Source organism: Achromobacter denitrificans NBRC 15125, assembly GCF_001571365.1.
In the GTDB taxonomy this organism is placed as follows: Bacteria; Pseudomonadota; Gammaproteobacteria; order Burkholderiales; family Burkholderiaceae_B; genus Achromobacter; species Achromobacter denitrificans.
On record NZ_BCTQ01000009.1, the window covers coordinates 1 to 20,186 of the forward strand.

Consider the following 20,186-nt stretch of genomic DNA (forward strand, 5'->3'; position numbering starts at 1 on the left):
ACATCTACCCACGAACCAGGGCCAAAACCATCGCATGACGCGGCTGTAAGCCGAGGACCCCGGAGCCATCCGAAGCGCAGCCCCAGTGGGGCGAGCATCGGAATGGCGCAGGGCAGCCTCGGCGGCTAAAGAACCCTGACATCCGCCAGTTCGAAGCCCAGTTCCTAATCCATGACCCAGCTAACGGTCTCGGCCTGCTCCGCGCGACGGGTTCGGTAGCTGTTGGCGGGATGCGAGGTATCGGCGTAGCCGAAGGAAATGCCGCAGACCACGCGGCGGTCCGGGGCCAGGCCCAGCACCTCGCGCAGCACTTCCGGGTACATGGCCAGGGACGCCTGCGCCACGGTCGCCACGCCGTTGGCCTGGGCCGCCAGCAGGAAATTCGCGACATAGCCGCCGCAATCCATCGCGCCGTACTCGCCCAGCGCCTCGTCGGTGGTGATGATGGCCGCGTGCGGCGCGTCGAACAGCTGGAAGTTGCGCATTTCCTGGCGGCGGTAGGCCTCGCGGTCGCCGCGCGCCACGCCCACCGCGCCGTAGAGCTGAAAGCCCGATTCGCGCCGCCGGGCGAGGTATTCGCCCTGGTACTCGCGCGGGAACGGGAAATCCGGGGTAAAGCCCGCCTGCTCGGCGCGCTGCTGCAACGCGGCGCGCAGCCGCTCGGTGCCCGCCCCCTCGGTGATCGCCACCTGCCAGGGCTGGCAGTTGCACCAGGAAGCGGTGCGCTGCGCCAGGTCGAGGATACGCGCGATGGTGGCGCGCGGCACTGGCTCGGGCAAGAAGGCGCGGCAGCTGTGGCGCGCGATCAGCCAGGCTTCCAGCGCGGCGTCGGGGCGCTCGTCGGCGCGGGTCGGGTCTTCGTCTTCCGGGCGGGACTGCGCGGCGGTGGGGGGCATGGGCTTGTCTCTCATGTTCGGGGGCCTGGAACGTCGCGGGGGACGCATGGGGCGCTCAAGCGCCCCGGGGCTTTGCCTTTATGATGCCATCTCCGGCCCGACCGTGGCCGGCCGATCCGTTCCAGGCGAAACCCATGCTGCCCATCGATACCCTGATCGCATTCTTCGGCATTGCCGTCCTGCTGGCCCTGACTCCGGGGCCGGACAACCTGTTCGTGCTGATGCAATCGGCCATCTGGGGCCGCAAGGCGGGCATGTTCGTGGTGCTGGGGCTGTGCACGGGCCTGCTGGGCCATACCGCCGCCGTGGCCGTCGGGCTGGCCGCCGTGTTCGCGGCCTCGCCCATGGCCTTCACCGCGCTCAAGCTGGCGGGCGCCGCCTACCTGGCCTACCTGGCGTGGCAGATCCTGCGCGCCCCCGTCGGCGGCGACGCGGGCTCGCGTCCGGAGCCGATGAAGCCCGGCGCGCTCTACCGGCGCGGCATCGTGATGAACCTCACCAATCCGAAGGTGCTGCTGTTCTTCTTCGCCTTCCTGCCGCAGTTCACCTCGCCGGCGCTCGGGCGCGTGGGCGTGCAGACCATGCAGCTGGGCGCCGTGTTCATGGTCTCCACGCTGCTGGTGTTCGGTGCCATCGCCTTCTTCTCGGGCGCCTTCGGCGAGCTGCTGCAGCGGTCGGTGACCGCCAAGCGCTGGCTCAACCGGATCGCCGCGCTGGTGTTCGTGGGCCTGGCCGTGCGCCTGGCGACTGCGTCGCGGTAAAGGCGACGGCGCCGCCCGCGGGCAGGCGCCGTTCCGCCGGCATTGCCTAGACGGACGTGAACCGCACGATGCCGTCCGCGCCCAGTTCGCGCTTGAGCTTGCCTTCAAAATACAGCGCATGCAGGTGCGCCAGCGCCTCGCCCATGGCGAAGGTCAGCTGGTGCAGGTCGAGCTTGCGCTTGAAGAGCACGGGCACGATGTCCGACGTGGATTGGGGCTGGCCGGCACAGGCCTCCAGCACTTCCGCGAGGCGGTCGCGGTGGTGCTCGTGCTGCTGCTTGATGCGCTCGTGCAGGCCCTTGAAGGGCCGGCCATGCGCGGGCAGCACCAGCGTGTCTTCGGGCAGGTCGTCGTAGCGATCCAGCGAGCGCAGGTAGAGCGGCAGGGGGTTCGCGTCCGGCTCGTAGTCGAACACGCTTACGTTCGTGGAAATGCGCGGCAGCACCATGTCGCCGGAGATCAGCACCGACAGGTCGGGCGAAAACAGCGACGCATGTTCCGGCGCGTGCCCGTAGCCCACGATCACGCGCCAGTCGCGTCCGCCGATGCGGACCTGGTCGCCGTGCAGGATGCGGGTGTAGCGCGAGGGCACCGCCGGCACCAGATTGGGGTAGTAGTTGGCGCGCTGGCGGATCTGTTCCTGCGCGTCCGGATCGGTCAGGCCGTGGCGGGCGAAGTGGTCGACCGCCGATTGGCCGCCCGGGCCGCCTCCCGCGTCGCCGCGGCGCGAAGACCACAGCGATGCCACCATGAAGTCGGTCATCGTCATCCACAGGCCCGCGTTCCAGCGTTCGCACAGCCAGTGGGCCAGGCCGACGTGGTCGGGGTGCATGTGGGTGACCAGCACGCGCAGCACGGGCAGGCCTTCCAGCTCGTTTTCGAAGACCTGTTCCCACAGAGTCTTGACCTCGTCGCGCGAGATGCCGCAATCGACGATGGTCCAGCCGTCCTTGCCGTCGATGCGGTCGCGCAATAGCCAGAGGTTGATATGATCCAGCGCGAACGGCAAAGGCATCCGTATCCATTTGACCCCGTCCGCCACCACGTGCGCGCGGCCGGCCTCGGGTTGGAAATCGGCCCAGGGGTATTGCAGTTTCTGCTCGTTGGGATTCATTGCCTCTCGCTCCACGCTTGACGTTATGGTCAAGTCATCATAATTTACGTTTACGTAAACTGCCACCCCTCGCATGCCCTCGTCAACCTGGACCATCTCCGAACTCGCGCGCGAGTTCGACGTCACGCCCCGCACGATCCGCTTCTATGAAGACCAGGGGATCGTCAGCCCGGCGCGCGAGGGGCGCAATCGCATCTTCGGCCCGCGCGACCGCACGCGCCTGAAGCTCGCCCTGCGCGGCAAACGCCTGGGCCTGCAGCTGTCCGAGATCCTGACCCTGATCGACATGTACGACGGGCCCGGCGATACCGAGGTCCAGCTGCGCCAATACCTGAGCGTACTGCAACAGCACCGCGCCACCCTGGAACAGCAGCGCCGCGACATCGAAGACACCCTGCAGGAAATCTCCCTGCAGGAGCGGCAATGCCGCGAGCTGCTCGCCCAAAAACCCTGAAGCCGCGCGGCCCGGCGAGCCGGGCCCCCGGCTGGGCGCTTACTCGGCCTTGATGTTGCCTTCCTTGATGATGCGCGCGTTGTTCGCGAATTCCGCCTGCACCTGCTTGACGAACGCGTCGCCGGACGCGGTGCCCGGCTGCAGGTAGGACTTGGCCAGCAGGTCCTGGAATTCGGCGCTGGCCACGGCCTTCGCCAACGCCGCCTGCAGCGGCTGCGCCACGGTCGGCGGCAGGTTCGCGGGCGCGAACACGCCGAAGTTCGAGTAGTACTGCGCCTGCGGCAGTTTCAGCTCGGCCATGGTCGGCACGTCCGGCCAGGCGGCCAGGCGCTGCGGCGCCATCACGGCCAGCGGCTTGAGCGCGCCGCTGGCGACGTGCGGCAGCACCACGTCGCTATTGACCACCAGCAGCTCGACCACGCCGCCCAGGCCGTCGGTCAGCGCCTGGCTGTTGCCGCGGTAGGGCACGTGCAGCATCTTGGTGCCGGTCTGGGTGGTGACCGCCGCCATGCCGATGTGGGCCACGGTGCCCTGGCCCGGCGTGCCGTAGCGCACGCCTTCCGGATGCGATTTGGCGTAGTCGACCAGGCCGGCGAAGTCCTTCACCGGCAGCGCCTTGGTCGCGACGATGGCGACGGGCGCGACCGCCACGCTGGCCACCGGCGTCAGGTCCTTCATCGGGTCGTAGTTGGTCTTGGCCAGATGCGGGAAGATCGTCAGCGGGCTGGTGGAAGCCAGCAGCAGCGTGGTGCCGTCCGGCTGCGCGCGCGCCACGAAATCCGTGCCGACCGACGCGCCCGCGCCGGGCTTGTTCTCGACGATGACGGTGGCGTTGGCTTCCTTGCGCAGCACGTCGCCCAGGCGGCGCCCGATCGCGTCGGCGCTGCCGCCGGCGGTGTAGGGCACGACCAGGGTAACGGGTTTCGCCGGCCAGTCCTGCGCCGCGGCGCCGCCGGCCATGATTGCCAGGGCCGCCCCCGCGGCCCCGATCAGCAAAGTCTTTTTCATATTGTCCTAGTGGATATTGCGTAGCACTGCGTTGGGTAAACCGGGGCGGGCGCGGCGCTCAGGCCGCCAGGTAGCGCTGCGCCAGGCGCACCCAGTACGAGGCGCCCGCCGGAATCAGGGAATCGTTGAAGTCGTAGCTGGCGTTGTGCAGCATGCAGGGGCCCAGTCCATGGCCCGCGAGGCGGTGCTCGCCGTCGCCGTTGCCCAGGAACACGTAGCAGCCGGGCTTCTCCTGCAGCAGGAAGGCGAAATCCTCCGACGCCATGGCCGGCTCGATCGTGAGCGCGCGGTCTTCGCCCACCACCTCGCGCATCACTCCCATGCAGAACTCGGTCTCGGCCACGGTGTTGACCAGCGCCGGGTAGCGGCGTTCGAAGAACACCTCGGCCTCGCAGCCATGCGCCGCCGCGATGCTGCCGGCGATTTCGTTCATGCGGCGCTCGATCAGGTCGACCACGTCGGTGCTGTAGGCGCGCACCGAGCCGCCCAGCCAGGCCGTGTTAGGAATGACGTTGATCACGCTGCCGCCGGCCTGGACCTGGGTGATGGAGAGCACGGCCGCGTCCAGCGGCCGCTTGCTGCGCGTGAGGATGGTTTGCAGCGACTGGCCGATGGCGAACAGCGCGGGCACCGGGTCGTTGCAATCCTGCGGGGCGGCGGCATGGCCGCCCTTGCCCTTGACCGTGATCTTGAAGCCATTGGCCGCCGCCATCATCGGGCCGGCGCACACGCCGAACGATCCGGCGGGCAGGCCCGGCCAGTTGTGCATGCCGAACACAGCCTCGCAGGGGAAGCGCGTGAACAGCCCGTCCTGGATCATCGCGCGGCCGCCGGCGCCGCCTTCTTCCGCCGGCTGGAAGCACAGGTAGACGGTGCCGTCGAAGCCGCCCGCCGTCTGCAGGTGCTGCGCGGCCGCCAGCAGCATGGCGGTGTGGCCGTCGTGGCCGCAGCCGTGCATCTTGCCGTCGTGGCGCGAGCGGTGCTCGAACTGGTTCTCTTCCTGCATGGGCAGCGCATCCATGTCGGCGCGCAGCATGATGGCGCGGTCGGACGCGCCCCGCCTGATCACGCCGACCACGCCCGTCTTGGCGATGCCGGTGTGCGTCTCGATGCCCCAGCCGCGCAGCGTGTCCGCCACCACCCTGGCCGTGCGATGCTCTTCGTAGCAGAGCTCCGGATGCATGTGAATATCGCGCCGCAGCGCCACAATTTCTTCGAGATTGGATAGTTCGAGCACGGCAACTCCGTCGCGGTAAAGCCGAATTTCAGGGACAGATTCAAATATTACTCAGCCGTCTTCCCTGCGTAAGCGTGTTTCCCCTAGGGATAACCCGACTCCAATTTACGTTTACGTAAACGTAATATTTGCACTGCATCATTGCGTAGCGATGGCTGATCGGCGCATCATGAGTCCTCCTGCGGCGGCAAGGCGCCGAGCACGGGCGCCCATAAGAATGTAAGTACCCACTATCACGGAGACATCGATGAATCTTCCTGGACTGAACTTCGACTTGGGCGAAGACCTGGATATGCTGCGCGACGCCGTGCGCAACTTCGCGCAGGCCGAGATCGCGCCGCGCGCAGCCGAAGTCGACCGCAGCGACCAGTTCCCCATGGATCTCTGGCGCAAATTCGGCGAGCTGGGCGTGCTGGGCATGACGGCCGACGAGGAATACGGCGGCGCCAACCTGGGCTACCTGGCGCATATGGTCGTGATGGAGGAAATCTCCCGCGCCAGCGCATCGGTCGGCCTGTCCTACGGCGCCCACTCCAATCTCTGCGTGAACCAGATCAACCGCAACGGCACGGCGGCCCAGAAGGCCAGGTACCTGCCCAAGCTGATCTCCGGCGAACACGTGGGCGCGCTGGCCATGAGCGAGCCCGGCGCGGGCTCGGACGTCGTCAGCATGAAGCTTCGCGCCGACAAGAAGGGCGACCGCTACGTGCTCAACGGCACCAAGATGTGGATCACCAACGGCCCTGACGCCGACACCCTGGTCGTCTACGCCAAGACCGATCCCGAGGCCCACCAGCGCGGCATCACCGCCTTCCTGGTGGAAAAGGGCTTCAAGGGCTTCTCGGTGGCGCAGAAGCTGGACAAGCTGGGCATGCGCGGCAGCCACACCGGCGAACTGGTGTTCCAGGACTGCGAAATCCCCGAGGAAAACGTGCTGGGCCAGGTCAACGGCGGCGTCAAGGTGCTGATGAGCGGCCTGGACTACGAACGCGCCGTGCTGTCCGGCGGCCCGCTGGGCATCATGCAGGCCGTGATGGACGTGGTGGTGCCCTATATCCACGACCGCAAGCAGTTCGGCCAGGCCATCGGCGAATTCCAGCTGATCCAGGGCAAGGTCGCCGACCTGTACACCACGCTGCAGGCCAGCCGCGCGTTCTGCTACCAGGTCGGCAAGAACCTGGACAAGCTGGGCGCGGAACACGTGCGCCAGGTGCGCAAGGACTGCGCCGCGCTGATCCTGTACACGGCCGAGAAAGCCACCTGGATGGCGGGCGAGGGCGTGCAGATCCTGGGCGGCAACGGCTACATCAACGAGTATCCGGTGGGCCGCCTGTGGCGCGACGCCAAGCTGTACGAGATCGGCGCCGGCACCAGCGAAATCCGCCGCATGCTGATCGGCCGCGAACTGTTCAACGAAACCGCCTGACGCATCGGCCCGCCATGATCCGCACGTCCGACGTCCAGCGCATCGAGCAGGCCCCCGCTCCGGGGCCCTCGCCGCTGGAGGTCGCGCGGCTGATCCTGGCGGGCTTCGACCGCCATTACGCGCTCTTTCGCTACAGCGCCCAGCGGGCCAAGGCGCTGTTCGAATCCGGCGACTGGCACGGCATCCAGCACCTGTCGCGCGAGCGCATCGAGTACTACGACATGCGGGTGCGCGAATGCGCCGCGCAGCTGGAAGGCGCGCTGCGCGGCCGGCCGGGCGCCGCGCTGGGCGCGAACGGCGCCGGCGCCAACGGTAGCGGCGGCCCCGACGCGCCCGCGCCGCTGGACACCGCGCAAACGGCCTTCTGGCAGCAAGTGAAGCAGGAGTACGTGGGCCTGCTGGGCGACCACCGCCAGCCCGAATGCGCCGAGACCTTCTTCAACTCGGTCTCCTGCCGCATCCTGCACCGCGATTACTTCCACAACGATTTCCTGTTCGTGCGCCCGGCCGTGGCCACCGACTACCTGGACAGCCACAAGCCGTCGTACCGGGTGTACTACCCCGTGGCCGAGGGCCTGCAGAAAAGCCTGATCCGCATGGTGGCCGACTTCGGGCTGGCGCTGCCCTTCGAGGACCTGCCGCGCGACACCCGGCTGCTCGCGCGCGCCGCGATCAAGCAGCTGCGCGCCCAGCTTCCGCGCGATGTGGGGCGGCGCATCGCCAGCGACTGCCAGATCCACGCGCTGGGCTCGCTGTTCTTCCGCAACAAGGGCGCCTACATCGTCGGCCGCCTGATCAACCAGTCCACCGTGTATCCGTTCGCCGTGGCGCTCACGCGCAATCCGGCGGGCCAGGTGCGGCTGGACGCGCTGCTCTTGGGCGCGGACGACCTCAGCACCCTGTTCAGCTTCACCCGCGCCTACTTCCTGGTCGACATGGAAACGCCGGCGGCGGTGGTGAATTTCCTGTCCAGCCTGCTGCCGCGCAAGCCCAAGGCCGAGCTCTACACCATGATCGGCCTGCAGAAGCAGGGCAAGACGCTGTTCTACCGAGATTTCCTGCACCACCTGGCGCACTCGCGCGACGCGTTCGACATCGCGCCCGGCATCAAGGGCATGGTGATGTGCGTGTTCACGCTGCCGTCCTACCCCTACGTTTTCAAACTGATCAAGGACCGCATCGACAAGGACGGCATGGACCACGCCACCGTGCGGCGCAAGTACCAGATGGTGAAACTGCACGACCGCGTGGGCCGCATGGCCGACACCTGGGAATACTCCCAGGTGGCGCTGCCGCGCAGCCGTTTCGCGCCCGCCTTGCTGGAAGAGCTTCGCCGCCTGGTTCCCAGCCTGATCGAAGAATCGGGCGACACGGTGGTCATCCGTCACGTCTACATCGAACGGCGCATGACACCGCTCAACCTGTACCTGCAACAGGCATCCGACGCGCTGCTGGACCCCGCCGTGCGCGAATACGGCGACGCCATCCGTCAGCTGGCCGCCGCCAATATTTTCCCCGGCGACATGCTGTACAAGAACTTCGGCGTCACGCGGCTGGGCCGCGTCGTGTTCTACGACTACGACGAAATCCAGCGCATGACGGAAATGAATTTCCGCCGCATTCCGCCCGCTCCCAACGAGGAGGCGGAAATGGCGGCGGAACCCTGGTACGCCATCGGCCCGAACGATGTGTTTCCGGAAGAATTCGGCCGATTCCTGCTGGGCGACGCGCGCGTGCGCGGCGCCTTCATGCGTCACCATTCCGATCTGCTGGAACCGGAATGGTGGCAGGCGTGCCGGACGCACGTGGCGCAAGGCCGGATTGAAGAATTTTTCCCTTACGATACGGACAGACGCCTGCGTCCCGAACGCCCGCCGGGCACCGACGCGGCCTCGTAACCCGAGCTGTCCCGACCCTCACAGGAGCTAGTCATGTCAGATCCCATCGTCATCGTTTCCGTCGCCCGCACGCCCATGGGCGGCATGCTGGGCGCATTGTCCGGCCTGGCCGCGCACGAACTGGGCTCGGTCGCCATCAAGGCCGCCGTGGAACGCGCGGGCATCAAGCCCGAGCAGGTCGAAGAAGTCATCATGGGCAACGTGCTGCAGGCAGGCCAGGGCCAGGCCCCGGCGCGCCAGGCGGCGCTGGGCGCCGGCCTGCCGCTGGGCGTCGCTTGCACCACCATCCACAAGGTGTGCGGTTCGGGCCTGAAGGCCGCCATGTTCGGCCATGACCTGCTGGCCGCGGGCACCGCCAACATCGTCGTCGCCGGCGGCCAGGAGAGCATGAGCAACGCGCCGTACCTGCTGCTCAAGGGCCGCCAGGGCTACCGCTACGGCCACAACACCGTGTACGACCACATGGCGCTGGACGGCCTGGAAGACGCCTACGACAAGGGCAAGGCCATGGGCGTGTTCGCCGAGGACTGCGCCGCCAAGTACTCCTTCACCCGCGAGCAGCAGGACGCCTTCTCGCTGGAATCGCTGCGCCGCGCCCGCGCCGCCTCGGAAGACGGCAGCTTCAAGTGGGAAATCGCCCCCGTGACGGTCGCCGGCCGCAAGGGCGACACGGTGATCGACACCGACGAGGCCCCCACCAAGGCCATGCCGGAAAAGATCCCCACGCTCAAGCCCGCGTTCAAGAAGGACGGCACGGTCACCGCCGCCAACTCCTCCTCGATCTCCGACGGCGCCGCCGCGATGGTGCTGATGCGCGCCTCCACCGCCGAGAAGCTGGGCGTCAAGCCGCTGGCCCGCATCGTGGCCCACAGCCAGCACTCGCAGGAACCCAACTGGTTCACCACCGCCCCCGTGGGCGCGCTGAAGAACCTGTTCGCCAAGACCGGCTGGAAGGCCGAGGACGTGGACCTCTACGAAATCAACGAAGCCTTCGCGGTGGTCACCATGGCCGCCATGGCCGACTTCAAGCTGCCGCATGAAAAGGTCAACGTCCACGGCGGCGCCACCGCCCTGGGCCACCCCATCGGCGCCTCCGGCGCCCGCCTGATGGCCACCCTGGTCGGCGCGCTGCGCAAGACCGGCGGCAAGCGCGGCGTGGCCACGCTGTGCATCGGCGGCGGCGAAGCCGTGGCGATGGCGATCGAGATGATCTGACCCGTAGGATGGGTGTAGCGCGCGAAATCCGACAAAAGAACCCAAACCCGGATCGCGCGCAACCCATCGAGCAACGCCCCGCATTCTTTCGAGTTCCGGTTTAAGCACAACGACCGTTCGATGGGTTACGCGCGATGAGCATCAGGTTTCCTGCCTGCAGTCTCTCGCGCTCCACCCATCCTACGCGCCTACAAATCTCCAACAAGCAGGACGGGTGGAACCCCATGCCCATCATCGAATCCCGCATCAATACGCGGTCGCAGGACTACACCGACAATGCGCAGGCCATGCAGGCGCAGCTCGACGATCTGAACCAGAAGCTGGCGCAGACGGCGCTGGGCGGCAGCGAAGCCGCGCGCGCCAAGCACGTGGCGCGCGGCAAGCTGCTGCCGCGCGAGCGCGTCGAACACCTGATCGACCCGGGCACGCCCTTCCTGGAACTGTCACCGATGGCGGCCCATGGCATGTATGGCGGCGAAGCCCCCGGCGCCGGCGTCATCACCGGCATCGGGCGCGTGGCGGGCACGGAGTGCGTGATCGTCTGCAATGACGCCACCGTCAAGGGCGGCACCTACTATCCGATGACGGTCAAGAAGCACCTGCGCGCGCAAGAGATCGCCGCGCAGAACCACCTGCCCTGCGTCTACCTGGTGGATTCGGGCGGCGCCAACCTGCCGCAGCAGGACGAGGTCTTCCCCGACCGCGAGCACTTCGGCCGCATCTTCTACAACCAGGCGCAGATGTCCTCGCAGGGCATCTCGCAGATCGCCGTGGTGATGGGCTCCTGCACCGCCGGCGGCGCCTACGTGCCCGCCATGAGCGACGAGTCCATCATCGTCAAGAACCAGGGCACCATCTTCCTGGGCGGCCCGCCCTTGGTGAAGGCCGCCACGGGCGAGGAAGTCAGCGCCGAGGACCTGGGCGGCGGCGACGTGCACACCCGCCTGTCCGGCGTGGCGGACCACCTGGCCGCCAACGACATGCACGCGCTGCAGCTGGCGCGCAACGCGGTCGCGCGCCTGAACCGCAAGAAGCCGCAGCCGCTGGCCACCGTGCCGGTGCGCGAACCGCGCTACGCCCCCAGCGAACTGAACGGCATCATTCCCGCCGACACCCGCAAGCCCTACGACGTGCGCGAAGTCATCGCGCGCATCGTGGACGGCTCCGAATTCGACGAATTCAAGGCGCGCTTCGGCCCCACGCTGGTGACCGGCTTCGCCCACATCCACGGCATGCCCGTGGGCATCGTCGCCAACAACGGCATCCTGTTCTCGGAGTCCGCGCAGAAGGGCGCGCACTTCATCGAACTCTGCGCCCAGCGCAAGATCCCGCTGGTCTTCCTGCAGAACATCACCGGCTTCATGGTGGGCCGCAAGTACGAAAACGAAGGCATCGCCCGCCACGGCGCCAAGATGGTGACGGCGGTGGCCACGGCCGCGGTGCCGAAGTTCACCGTGCTGATCGGCGGCTCGTTCGGCGCCGGCAACTACGGCATGTGCGGCCGCGCCTATTCCCCGCGCATGCTGTTCATGTGGCCCAACGCGCGCATTTCCGTCATGGGCGGCGAGCAGGCGGCCAGCGTGCTGGCCACCGTCAAGCGCGACGGCATCGAAGCCCGCGGCGGCCAGTGGTCGGCGGACGAAGAGGCCGCGTTCAAGGCGCCCATCCGCGAACAGTACGAACACGAAGGCCATCCCTACTACGCCACGGCGCGCCTGTGGGACGACGGCATCATCGCGCCGTCCGACACGCGCCGCGTGCTGGGCCTGGCGCTGTCGGCCGCGCTGAACGCGCCCATCGAAGACACCAAGTTCGGTGTGTTCCGGATGTAGGCCGGCGCAGCCGCCCACACCGCAGCCCAAGAATAATTTCAGCCTGGATGACATCCATGTTCGACACTTTGCTGATTGCCAACCGCGGCGAAATCGCCTGCCGCGTGGCCGCCACCGCCCGCCGCATGGGCATCCGCACCGTCGCGGTGTATTCCGACGCCGACGCCAACGCCCGCCACGTCGCCGCCTGCGACCAGGCCGTCCATATCGGCGGCGCCGAGCCGCGCGCCACTTACCTGCGCGCCGACGCCATCCTGCAGGCCGCGCGCGATACGGGCGCGCAGGCCATTCACCCCGGCTACGGTTTCCTGTCCGAAAACGAAGCCTTCGCCCGGGCCGCCACCAACGCCGGCATCGCCTTCGTCGGCCCGCCGGCGTCGGCCATCGCCGCCATGGGCAGCAAGTCCGCCGCCAAGGCCCTGATGGAGAAGGCCGGCGTGCCGCTGGTGCCCGGCTACCACGGCGACAACCAGGATCCGCAGTTCCTGAAAGAGCAGGCCGATGCCATCGGCTACCCCGTGCTGATCAAGGCCAGCGCCGGCGGCGGCGGCAAGGGCATGCGCGTGGTGGAATCGTCCGGCGCCTTCCTCGACGCGCTGGCCTCGTGCCAGCGCGAAGCCGCCTCCAGCTTCGGCGACGACCGCGTGCTGATCGAACGCTACCTGCAAAAGCCCCGCCACATCGAGATCCAGGTGTTCGCGGACACGCAGGGCAATTGCGTCTACCTGTTCGAACGCGACTGCTCGGTGCAGCGCCGCCATCAGAAAGTGATCGAAGAAGCCCCCGCGCCCGGCATGACCGATGAGCGCCGCCGCGCCATGGGCGAGGCCGCCGTGGCCGCCGCCCGAGCCGTGGGCTACGTGGGCGCGGGCACGGTGGAATTCATCGCCGAGCCCGACGGCCGCTTCTACTTCATGGAAATGAACACGCGCCTGCAGGTCGAGCACCCGGTCACCGAAATGATCACGGGACACGACCTGGTGGAATGGCAGTTGCGCGTGGCCGCCGGCCAGCCACTGCCGGCGCGCCAGGAAGACCTGCGCATCACCGGCCACGCCATCGAGGCCCGCATCTACGCCGAGAACCCCGAGAAGGGCTTCCTGCCGTCCATCGGCACGCTCGCCTACCTGGGCCTGCCGGCGCACACCGCCTTCGTCAACGGCGACATTCGCGTCGACGGCGGCGTGCGCATGGGCGACACGATCACGCCCTACTACGATCCCATGATCGCCAAGCTCATCGTGCATGGCGCCGACCGCGACCAGGCCCGCGCCCGCATGCTGCAAGCGCTGGCGCAGACCCAGGCGGTGGGCGTGCAGACCAACGTCGCGTTCTTGTCGCGGCTCATGAAGGACAGCGCCTTCGCCGCCGCCGACCTGGACACCGGCCTGATCGAACGCCAACGCGCCACGCTGCTGCCCGAACCCCAGCCCGCCGACGCCGCCGTGCTGGCCCTGGCCAGCGCCGCGGTGCTGGTGCGCCAGGGCCTGGGCGCGCCGGGCAAGGCCGGCGGCGATCCCTGGGACGCCCGCGACGGCTGGCGCCTGGGCGGCCGCTACCATCGCGAACTGCAATGGGTGGACAACGGCGAAACCCGCAAGGCGCTCATCGCGCGTGACGGCTCGGCCTGGACGCTGGACTGCGGCAACGGTCCGCAGGCTTTCCAATGGCGTGCCCACGCCAGCGCCAACCCCAACCTCTCCTTCGGCCTGCGCATCACGCTGGACGGCCACGAAAGCGCCGGCACCGTCGTGCTGCACGCCGACCGCGCCCACGTCTTCACCGACGCCGGCTCGCACGCGCTGGAGCTCTACGATCCGCTGACGCACTCGCAGGACACGCAAGGCGAGCACGGCGGCGGCCTGACCGCGCCCATGCCGGGCAAGATCATCTCGATCTCGGTCAAGGCCGGCGACACCGTGGAGAAGGGCCAGCCCCTGCTGGTCATGGAAGCCATGAAGATGGAACACACCATCTCCGCGCCGGCCGACGGCACGGTCACGGAAGTGTTCTATGCCGTGGGCGACCAGGTCACGGAAGGCGCGGAACTGGTGGCGATCGGCGAATAGCCCGGCACCTCTCGCGCGCGGCGTCGCCTTGCGCCGCTGGAATGGATCGGGGTGGCCTGCGGGCCGCCCCGATCCATTTGCGCGCCACGCATACGCTTATTTATGCGTTTTTCGCAATCATTTATCGTAATAGATTGTTCTTGTTATAAATAGCGCGCGACTCCTATGCTCTTCGCAACGTCATCCGACAGCAACGAGGAGATTCCGATGAGCGCGGTTCTGCAGACTAACGCGTCGCCGACAGGCATGGTTCCGGCCGGCGTGGACCTGGTGGAGTACTACTACGAGCGGGGCTTCACCGACGGCCTGCCGGTGGTGCCGCCGACGCGGCAGAAGATCGACGAGATCGTGGAACGGCTGGGCGGAGACGCCGGCTTCGTGGAGGCCCGCGTGGCGCCGCGCTGGGGCGAACTGACCCGCGAGGTCCTGGCCATCAACATGGTGATGGCCGGCTGCAAGCCCGAATACGCGCCGGTGGTGCTGGCGGGCGTAAAGGCCATTACCGACCAGGCCTTCAATCTCAACGGCGTGCAAGCGACCACGCACGTGGCCTCGCCCCTGCTGGTGGTCAACGGGCCGATCGCCCGGGAGATCGGCATGAACGGCGGCGTCAACGCCTTCGGTTCGGGCAACCGCGCCAACGCCACCATCGGCCGGGCGCTGCGCCTGATCATGCTGAACGTGGGCGGCGGCTGGCCCGGGGACCTGGACAAGAGCACGCTGGGGCATCCCGGCAAGTACACCTACTGCGTCTGCGAAAACGAGCTGCAAAGCCCCCTGGCGCCGTACCACGTGGAGCACGGCTACAAACCCGAGGACTCGACCGTCTTCGCGATGGCCGCCGAAGCGCCGCACAGCGTGACCAACCACATTTCGAACGACCCCGAGGGCATCCTCGACACCATGTGCTCCGCCATGAGCACCATCGCGTCCAACAGCGCCGTGCTGGGCGGCCATATCGCCGTGGTGCTGGGCCTGGAGCATGCCGAGACCATCGGCAAGCACGGCTGGTCGCGCGCCGACGTGCGCAACTACCTGTACGCCAACCACGGCAACCGCTTCATCGACCTGGCCTACGGCCATCGCTACGGCAAGGTCTACAACCGCAACCTGCCCAAGTATTACAAGCGCGAGGACGACACCCGCATCCCCATCGTGCACAGCCCCGACCACATCCATCTGTTCGTGATGGGCGGCGAGGCCGGCCGCTTTTCCGTGCTGATCCCGGGCTGGGGGCACATGAGCACGCCGGTGCTGCGCGCGGTCGACGGCGCCAGCGCCGCCGGAGCCGGCGATTGCACGAGCGGCGCCTGCGCCATTTGAGGCGTCGCGGACACGACAACCAGGAGCAATGACATGCAGATGAACAACGGTGAAAAAGTCGCGGTGTTCGACCCGCGCGGCGCGCTGCGCTTCGAGGACACGCCGGTATCGGCGCGCAAGAAAACCCTGGCCGGGCTGCGGCTGGGCATCCTCGACAACTCCAAGTGGAACGCCAACAAGCTGCTGCGCGGCGCGGCGGCCGCGTTGGGCGAAGACATCGCATTCGCCCAGGTCAACTACTACGTCAAGCACAGCTTCTCCAAGGACGCCGCGCCCGACCTCATCGAGCGCATCGCGGCCGAAAACGACATCGTGCTGACCGCCATCGGCGACTGCGGCTCGTGCTGCTCGGCCTGCGTGCGCGACTCGATCGCGTTGGAACGATTGGGCGTGCCCAGCGCCGTCATCATCACCACCGAATTCGCGCGCGAAACCGAACTGACCCGGCAGGCCATCGGCATGAAAGCGCTGGAGCCCGTCGTGATCGCGCATCCGGTCAGCTCCATCACGGCCGAGGAAGTGGCGCAGCGCGTCGCCCAGATCAAGGAGCAGGCGCAGCAGGTGTGGCTGGGCACCAAGGCGCCGCTGCAGGTGCGCGTGGAACTGCAATAGCGGCCGCATGGCGTCGCGACGGCGCGCCATGCGGCGCGCCGACACGGGGAGGGGAACGATGGGCGCACTGTCGCACCTGCGGGTGCTGGACCTTTCGCGCGTGCTGGCAGGCCCCTGGGCGAGCCAGCTGCTGGCGGACCTCGGCGCGGAGGTCATCAAGATCGAACGGCCCGGCCAGGGCGACGACACGCGCGCCTGGGGCCCGCCGTGGATCAGCGATCCGCAATGGGGCGAGGTGGCGCAATCGGCCTACTTCGCCGGCGCCAACCGCAACAAGAAGTCCGTCGCCGTGGACATCGCCACACTCGACGGGCAGCGGTTGGTGGCCGCGCTGGCGGCGCAATGCGACGTGCTGATCGAGAACTTCAAAGTGGGCGGGCTGCGGGCCTACGGGCTGGACTACGACACGCTCAGGCTTCGGCATCCCGGGCTGGTGTACTGCTCCATCACCGGCTTCGGCCAGGACGGCCCCTACGCCGCGCGCCCGGGCTATGACTTCCTGATCCAGGGCATGGGCGGCCTGATGAGCATCACCGGCCGCGGCGACGGGCAGCCCGGCGCCGGGCCGCTGAAAGTGGGCGTGGCGCTGACGGACATCCTGACGGGCCTGTACGCCACCGCCGGCATCCAGGCCGCGCTGGCGCATCGCGACCGCACGGGCGAAGGCCAGCACGTGGACGTGGCCCTGCTGGACGTGCAGGTGGCCGCGCTGGCCAACCAGGCCATGAATTTCCTGGCCAGCGGGCGCGAGCCGGAACGCCTGGGCAATGCGCACCCGAACATCGTGCCGTACCAGGACTTCGCCACCCGCGATGGCCACGTCATCGTGACGGTCGGCAACGACGCGCAGTTCCGCCGCTTCTGCGGCGCCATCGGCCGCCCCGAGCTGTCCGACGATCCGCGCTACGCCACCAACACCGCGCGCCTGGCCTCGCGCGACACGCTGATCCCCCAGATCCAGGCGCGGATGGCGCTCGAACCCAGCGCGCACTGGCTGCGCGAACTGGAAGCATTGGCAGTGCCCTGCGGCCCGATAAACGGCCTGGAACAAGTATTCGCCGACCCCCAGGTCCTGCAACGCGGCATGCGCGTGCCGATGCCCGGCGCGCAAACGGGCTGCGCCGAGCTGGTCGGCAACCCCCTGCATTTATCGGCGACGCCCGTGGAGTACCGCAGCGCGCCGCCGGTATTGGGCGCCCATACGGAACCGGTCCTGCGCGACGTGCTGGGACTGGCGCCGCGGGCGCTGGCCGAACTGCGACGCAATGGCGCGATCGCGGTCGGCCCCTGAGCTGTGCCCTACACAAGAAAGCGACAAGGGAGACAAACCATGGAACCACGCATTCGAGCAGAGGCATCATGCAACCCGCGCAGGCGCCGCCTGCTGATCGGCGCGGCCGGCGCCACCCTGGGCGCGCTGGGCGGCGGCGCCAGGGCTTTCGCCGCCGCCGGCTATCCATCCAAGCCGTTGCGCGTCGTCATTCCCTATCCGCCCGGCGGCCCGACCGACATCGTCGGCCGCATCGTCGCGACGACGCTGGCCGACAAGCTAGGGCAATCCGTCGTCATCGACAACCGGCCGGGCGCCAGCGGCATGATAGGCGCCGACATGGTGGCCAAGGCGGCCCCGGACGGCTATGTGCTGCTGATCAACGTCTCCGGCCAGCTGGTCAATCCCGCGCTCTACGCGAATATGTCGCACGATCCGCTCAGGGACTTCCGCGGAATCACCAATCTCGCGTCCACGCCGATCCAGCTGGTGATCAGCGCCAACTCGCCGGTGCGCTCCGTGGCAGAGCTGATCGAGCTGGTGCGCTCGCAACCCGGCCGGCACAATTTCGCGTCATCCAGCAACGGCACGCCCGGCCATCTGGCCGGCGAGGTCTTCAAGGCCGCGGCCAAACTCGACGTTACCCACATCCCGTACAAGGGCAGCGCGCCCGCGCTCACGGACGTGGTGGGCGGCCAGGTCACCTATATGCTGGATTCGATGCCGTCCTCGATCAGCCTGGTCAAGGGCGGCAAGCTGCGCGCGCTGGCGGTTACTTCCGCGCAGCGCGTGGAGGCGCTGCCCGACGTGCCGACCTTCGCCGAACTGGGTTATCCGGACGTGAACCTGACCACCTGGTACGGCATGTGGGCGCCGGCGCAGACACCGCCCGAGCTGATCGCCGCCCTCTACAAGACGGTGAGCGGCGTGCTGCGACAGCCGGACGTGCGAACCCGCCTGGCCGACTCGCAAGCCATGCCGGTGGGCGACACGCCCGAACAGTTCGATGCCTATTGCCGCAGCGAAGCCAAGCGCTACGCCGAGATCGTGCAACGCGCCGGGATCCGCCTGCAATGAGCGCCGCCGAAACGCCGCGCCACGCGCGGGTCCTCATTCTCGGGTCCGGCCCGGCCGGATACGCCGCCGCCGTCTATGCCGCCCGCGCCAACCTCAGTCCGGTGCTGATCGCCGGCATGGCGCAGGGCGGCCAGCTCATGACGACGACCGACGTGGACAACTGGCCCGCCGATGCGGCCGGCGTGCAGGGCCCGGAGCTCATGCAGCGCTTCCAGGATCATGCGCTGCGCTTCGGCACCGACGTCATCGCCGACCACGTGCAGAGCGTGGACCTGTCGCGCAGGCCCTTCGTGCTGCGCGGCGAACGCGCCGCCTATACCTGCGATGCGCTGATCGTGGCCACGGGAGCGGTCGCGCGGTATCTGGGCCTCGCGTCCGAACAGGCCTACATGGGCCGCGGCGTATCCGGCTGCGCCACCTGCGACGGCTTCTTTCATCGCGGTCGCGACGTGTGCGTGGTGGGCGGCGGCAATACGGCGGTGGAAGAAGCGCTGTACCTGTCCAACATTGCGCGCACCGTCACCCTGGTTCATCGGCGCGACACCTTCCGCGCCGAACCCATCATGCTGGACAAGCTGGCCGCCAAGGTGGAGCAGGGGCAGATCCGATTGCGCCTGCGCAGCGTGCTGGAGGACGTGCTGGGCGACGATTCCGGCGTCACCGGCGTGCGTATCCGCAACCTGGCCGACGATACCCGCGCGGACCTGGAAGTCAGCGGCTGCTTCGTGGCCATCGGCCATCGGCCCAGCACCGAACTGTTCCAAGGCCAGCTGGAGCTCGAAGATGGCTACATCGTGACGCGGGCAGGCCGCAGGGGGCTGGCCACCATGACCAGCGTAAGCGGCGTGTTCGCCGCCGGCGACGTGCAGGACCACGTGTATCGCCAGGCCATCACCAGCGCAGGCAGCGGCTGCATGGCGGCGCTGGATGCGCAGCGCTTCCTGGAACAGGCCTCCGCCTGACCGGCTGCGCGCGCATTTCCGACGGGCCTGGGCCTCGGCGCCGCTCCGGCGGCCGATGACGCCTGAAAAAAAAGAGAACGGTCAGGCCCCGTCGCGCCGCCCGCGGCGACCGCGCGCGACGGGAACGGCTTGCACCCAGTCGCTGCGCAACTGCGCCAGGAAGCCGCTGCTGCTGGGCGTCAGGCCGCGCTCCTTGAGATACACCACGCCGATGGCCTGGCTGAGCGCCGGCCGGGTCAGCGGCCGCGCCACCAGGTCCGCGCTCAACGCGGCCGGCACCGCGCCGCCGGGAACGATGGCGATCCCCACGCCCGCCCATACGCATTGCATCACCGTCGCGAACTGGCTCACGGTGACCGCGTGCCGCAACGGCACGCCGGCGATCGAGGCGTGGCTATCGATCAGGCGCCGCGTCTGCGCCTCCCGGGGCAGCGAAACCAGCGCGTACGGCGCCAGCTGCTCCAGCGTCAAACCCGCCTGCGTGGATAGCGGATGCTTGCGCGGCATCACCACATGGAAGACCTCGCGGCCCAGCGACACGACCGAGAATTCGCCCGGCACCTCGTCAATGTAGGTAATCCCCATGTCGGCCACGCCGCTGCGCACGTCGTCCAGCACCGTGCCATGCACGCCTTCGCGGATCTGCAGTTCGATGCGGGGCCGCGATTCCCGGTACCGGGCCACGATGCCCGGCAGCTGCGTATAGGCCACCGACATCACCGCGGACACGATGCTGCGGCCGCGCTGCTCATCGGAGATCTCGCGCATGTTCTCGAACGAAATGCGCAGGTCCGACAGCACGCGGTTCGCCAGCGACACGAACTCCTGGCCCGCCGCCGTGGTCTCGACGCGCCGCGTGGAACGATGGAACAGTTCCACGCCCAGGGCCTTTTCCACGCGCTGCACCGTGCGCGTCAGCGCGGGCTGCGAGATGTTCATCGTCAAGGCCGCGGCCACGAAGCTGCCGCATTCGGCGACCATGCAGATCGCCTGCAGCTCGCGGGAACTGAGATCGGGAAGGGTGGCCATGGC

At 68.2% G+C, this 20,186-nt stretch carries 17 protein-coding genes; 12 read left to right on the forward strand and 5 right to left on the reverse strand.

Going from position 1 to position 20,186, the window contains the following annotated elements:
- Positions 1–164: 164 nt before the first annotated feature.
- Complete coding sequence (locus tag ADE01S_RS09620; RefSeq protein WP_075873199.1) at positions 165–896, reverse strand: nitroreductase; 732 nt, start codon at positions 894–896, stop codon at positions 165–167.
- 134 nt (positions 897–1,030) lie between these two features.
- On the opposite strand from ADE01S_RS09620, the gene ADE01S_RS09625 reads away from it, so the two are divergent.
- The gene (locus ADE01S_RS09625; RefSeq protein ID WP_062681469.1) at positions 1,031–1,657 is read left to right on the forward strand and encodes a LysE family translocator; all 627 of its coding nucleotides are present in this window, start codon (positions 1,031–1,033) and stop codon (positions 1,655–1,657) included.
- 46 nt (positions 1,658–1,703) lie between these two features.
- On the opposite strand, the gene ADE01S_RS09630 is transcribed toward ADE01S_RS09625, so the two are convergent.
- Entirely contained in the window at positions 1,704–2,771 is a 1,068-nt protein-coding gene (locus tag ADE01S_RS09630; protein WP_062681470.1) for an MBL fold metallo-hydrolase, read from the reverse strand.
- A gap of 73 nt (positions 2,772–2,844) precedes the next feature.
- Between ADE01S_RS09630 and ADE01S_RS09635 the strand changes: the two genes are divergently transcribed.
- On the forward strand, positions 2,845–3,225 hold the full coding sequence (locus tag ADE01S_RS09635; protein WP_062681471.1) for a MerR family transcriptional regulator: 381 nt from the start codon (positions 2,845–2,847) through the stop codon (positions 3,223–3,225).
- 39 nt (positions 3,226–3,264) lie between these two features.
- Here ADE01S_RS09635 and ADE01S_RS09640 read toward each other — a convergent pair whose 3' ends face one another.
- The gene (locus ADE01S_RS09640; RefSeq protein WP_062681472.1) at positions 3,265–4,233 is read right to left on the reverse strand and encodes a Bug family tripartite tricarboxylate transporter substrate binding protein; all 969 of its coding nucleotides are present in this window, start codon (positions 4,231–4,233) and stop codon (positions 3,265–3,267) included.
- A 58-nt stretch (positions 4,234–4,291) separates the two neighbouring features.
- Positions 4,292–5,470, reverse strand: coding sequence for a M20 aminoacylase family protein (locus ADE01S_RS09645; RefSeq protein ID WP_062681473.1), 1,179 nt, complete (start codon positions 5,468–5,470; stop codon positions 4,292–4,294).
- 247 nt (positions 5,471–5,717) lie between these two features.
- Between ADE01S_RS09645 and ADE01S_RS09650 the strand changes: the two genes are divergently transcribed.
- From ADE01S_RS09650 to trxB, 10 genes are all read left to right on the forward strand, one after another.
- The gene (locus tag ADE01S_RS09650) at positions 5,718–6,896 is read left to right on the forward strand and encodes an isovaleryl-CoA dehydrogenase (RefSeq protein WP_062681474.1); all 1,179 of its coding nucleotides are present in this window, start codon (positions 5,718–5,720) and stop codon (positions 6,894–6,896) included.
- Between the two features lie 14 nt (positions 6,897–6,910).
- Positions 6,911–8,794: a bifunctional isocitrate dehydrogenase kinase/phosphatase gene (aceK, locus tag ADE01S_RS09655; protein WP_062681475.1), complete on the forward strand. Its 1,884-nt coding sequence runs from the start codon at positions 6,911–6,913 to the stop codon at positions 8,792–8,794.
- 33 nt (positions 8,795–8,827) lie between these two features.
- Positions 8,828–10,009 (forward strand): acetyl-CoA C-acetyltransferase, encoded by a 1,182-nt coding sequence (locus tag ADE01S_RS09660; RefSeq protein WP_062681476.1) that lies wholly within the window; start codon positions 8,828–8,830, stop codon positions 10,007–10,009.
- Positions 10,010–10,233: 224 nt separating this feature from the next.
- Positions 10,234–11,841, forward strand: a complete 1,608-nt coding sequence (locus ADE01S_RS09665; RefSeq protein ID WP_062681477.1) for a carboxyl transferase domain-containing protein — start codon at positions 10,234–10,236, stop codon at positions 11,839–11,841.
- A gap of 56 nt (positions 11,842–11,897) precedes the next feature.
- Positions 11,898–13,910 carry an acetyl/propionyl/methylcrotonyl-CoA carboxylase subunit alpha gene (locus tag ADE01S_RS09670; RefSeq protein ID WP_062681478.1) on the forward strand — a complete coding sequence of 671 codons (2,013 nt, stop codon included), beginning with the start codon at positions 11,898–11,900 and terminating at the stop codon, positions 13,908–13,910.
- A gap of 207 nt (positions 13,911–14,117) precedes the next feature.
- Positions 14,118–15,233, forward strand: coding sequence for a hypothetical protein (locus ADE01S_RS09675; RefSeq protein WP_062681479.1), 1,116 nt, complete (start codon positions 14,118–14,120; stop codon positions 15,231–15,233).
- Between the two features lie 33 nt (positions 15,234–15,266).
- Entirely contained in the window at positions 15,267–15,845 is a 579-nt protein-coding gene (locus ADE01S_RS09680) for a UGSC family (seleno)protein (protein ID WP_062681480.1), read from the forward strand.
- Between the two features lie 58 nt (positions 15,846–15,903).
- Positions 15,904–17,136 (forward strand): CaiB/BaiF CoA transferase family protein, encoded by a 1,233-nt coding sequence (locus ADE01S_RS09685; protein ID WP_062681481.1) that lies wholly within the window; start codon positions 15,904–15,906, stop codon positions 17,134–17,136.
- 39 nt (positions 17,137–17,175) lie between these two features.
- The gene (locus tag ADE01S_RS09690; RefSeq protein WP_062681482.1) at positions 17,176–18,192 is read left to right on the forward strand and encodes a Bug family tripartite tricarboxylate transporter substrate binding protein; all 1,017 of its coding nucleotides are present in this window, start codon (positions 17,176–17,178) and stop codon (positions 18,190–18,192) included.
- Positions 18,189–19,154 carry a thioredoxin-disulfide reductase gene (gene trxB, locus ADE01S_RS09695; protein WP_062681483.1) on the forward strand — a complete coding sequence of 322 codons (966 nt, stop codon included), beginning with the start codon at positions 18,189–18,191 and terminating at the stop codon, positions 19,152–19,154. Before ADE01S_RS09690 ends, trxB begins: the two co-directional genes overlap by 4 nt.
- A gap of 81 nt (positions 19,155–19,235) precedes the next feature.
- On the opposite strand, the gene ADE01S_RS09700 is transcribed toward trxB, so the two are convergent.
- Complete coding sequence (locus tag ADE01S_RS09700) at positions 19,236–20,183, reverse strand: LysR family transcriptional regulator (protein ID WP_062681484.1); 948 nt, start codon at positions 20,181–20,183, stop codon at positions 19,236–19,238.
- Positions 20,184–20,186 lie beyond the last annotated feature (3 nt).

What these genes read in the sequence shown, in the direction of transcription:
- ADE01S_RS09640 (WP_062681472.1), bottom strand. Translation starts at nt 4,233, where the DNA reads ATGAAAAAGACTTTGCTGATCGGGGCCGCGGGGGCGGCCCTGGCAATC.
- ADE01S_RS09630 (WP_062681470.1), bottom strand. Translation starts at nt 2,771, where the DNA reads ATGAATCCCAACGAGCAGAAACTGCAATACCCCTGGGCCGATTTCCAA.
- trxB (WP_062681483.1), top strand. Translation starts at nt 18,189, where the DNA reads ATGAGCGCCGCCGAAACGCCGCGCCACGCGCGGGTCCTCATTCTCGGG.
- ADE01S_RS09625 (WP_062681469.1), top strand. Translation starts at nt 1,031, where the DNA reads ATGCTGCCCATCGATACCCTGATCGCATTCTTCGGCATTGCCGTCCTG.
- aceK (WP_062681475.1), top strand. Translation starts at nt 6,911, where the DNA reads ATGATCCGCACGTCCGACGTCCAGCGCATCGAGCAGGCCCCCGCTCCG.
- ADE01S_RS09685 (WP_062681481.1), top strand. Translation starts at nt 15,904, where the DNA reads ATGGGCGCACTGTCGCACCTGCGGGTGCTGGACCTTTCGCGCGTGCTG.
- ADE01S_RS09620 (WP_075873199.1), bottom strand. Translation starts at nt 896, where the DNA reads ATGCCCCCCACCGCCGCGCAGTCCCGCCCGGAAGACGAAGACCCGACC.
- ADE01S_RS09680 (WP_062681480.1), top strand. Translation starts at nt 15,267, where the DNA reads ATGCAGATGAACAACGGTGAAAAAGTCGCGGTGTTCGACCCGCGCGGC.
- ADE01S_RS09665 (WP_062681477.1), top strand. Translation starts at nt 10,234, where the DNA reads ATGCCCATCATCGAATCCCGCATCAATACGCGGTCGCAGGACTACACC.
- ADE01S_RS09675 (WP_062681479.1), top strand. Translation starts at nt 14,118, where the DNA reads ATGAGCGCGGTTCTGCAGACTAACGCGTCGCCGACAGGCATGGTTCCG.
- ADE01S_RS09670 (WP_062681478.1), top strand. Translation starts at nt 11,898, where the DNA reads ATGTTCGACACTTTGCTGATTGCCAACCGCGGCGAAATCGCCTGCCGC.
- ADE01S_RS09660 (WP_062681476.1), top strand. Translation starts at nt 8,828, where the DNA reads ATGTCAGATCCCATCGTCATCGTTTCCGTCGCCCGCACGCCCATGGGC.
- ADE01S_RS09635 (WP_062681471.1), top strand. Translation starts at nt 2,845, where the DNA reads ATGCCCTCGTCAACCTGGACCATCTCCGAACTCGCGCGCGAGTTCGAC.
- ADE01S_RS09700 (WP_062681484.1), bottom strand. Translation starts at nt 20,183, where the DNA reads ATGGCCACCCTTCCCGATCTCAGTTCCCGCGAGCTGCAGGCGATCTGC.
- ADE01S_RS09690 (WP_062681482.1), top strand. Translation starts at nt 17,176, where the DNA reads ATGGAACCACGCATTCGAGCAGAGGCATCATGCAACCCGCGCAGGCGC.
- ADE01S_RS09650 (WP_062681474.1), top strand. Translation starts at nt 5,718, where the DNA reads ATGAATCTTCCTGGACTGAACTTCGACTTGGGCGAAGACCTGGATATG.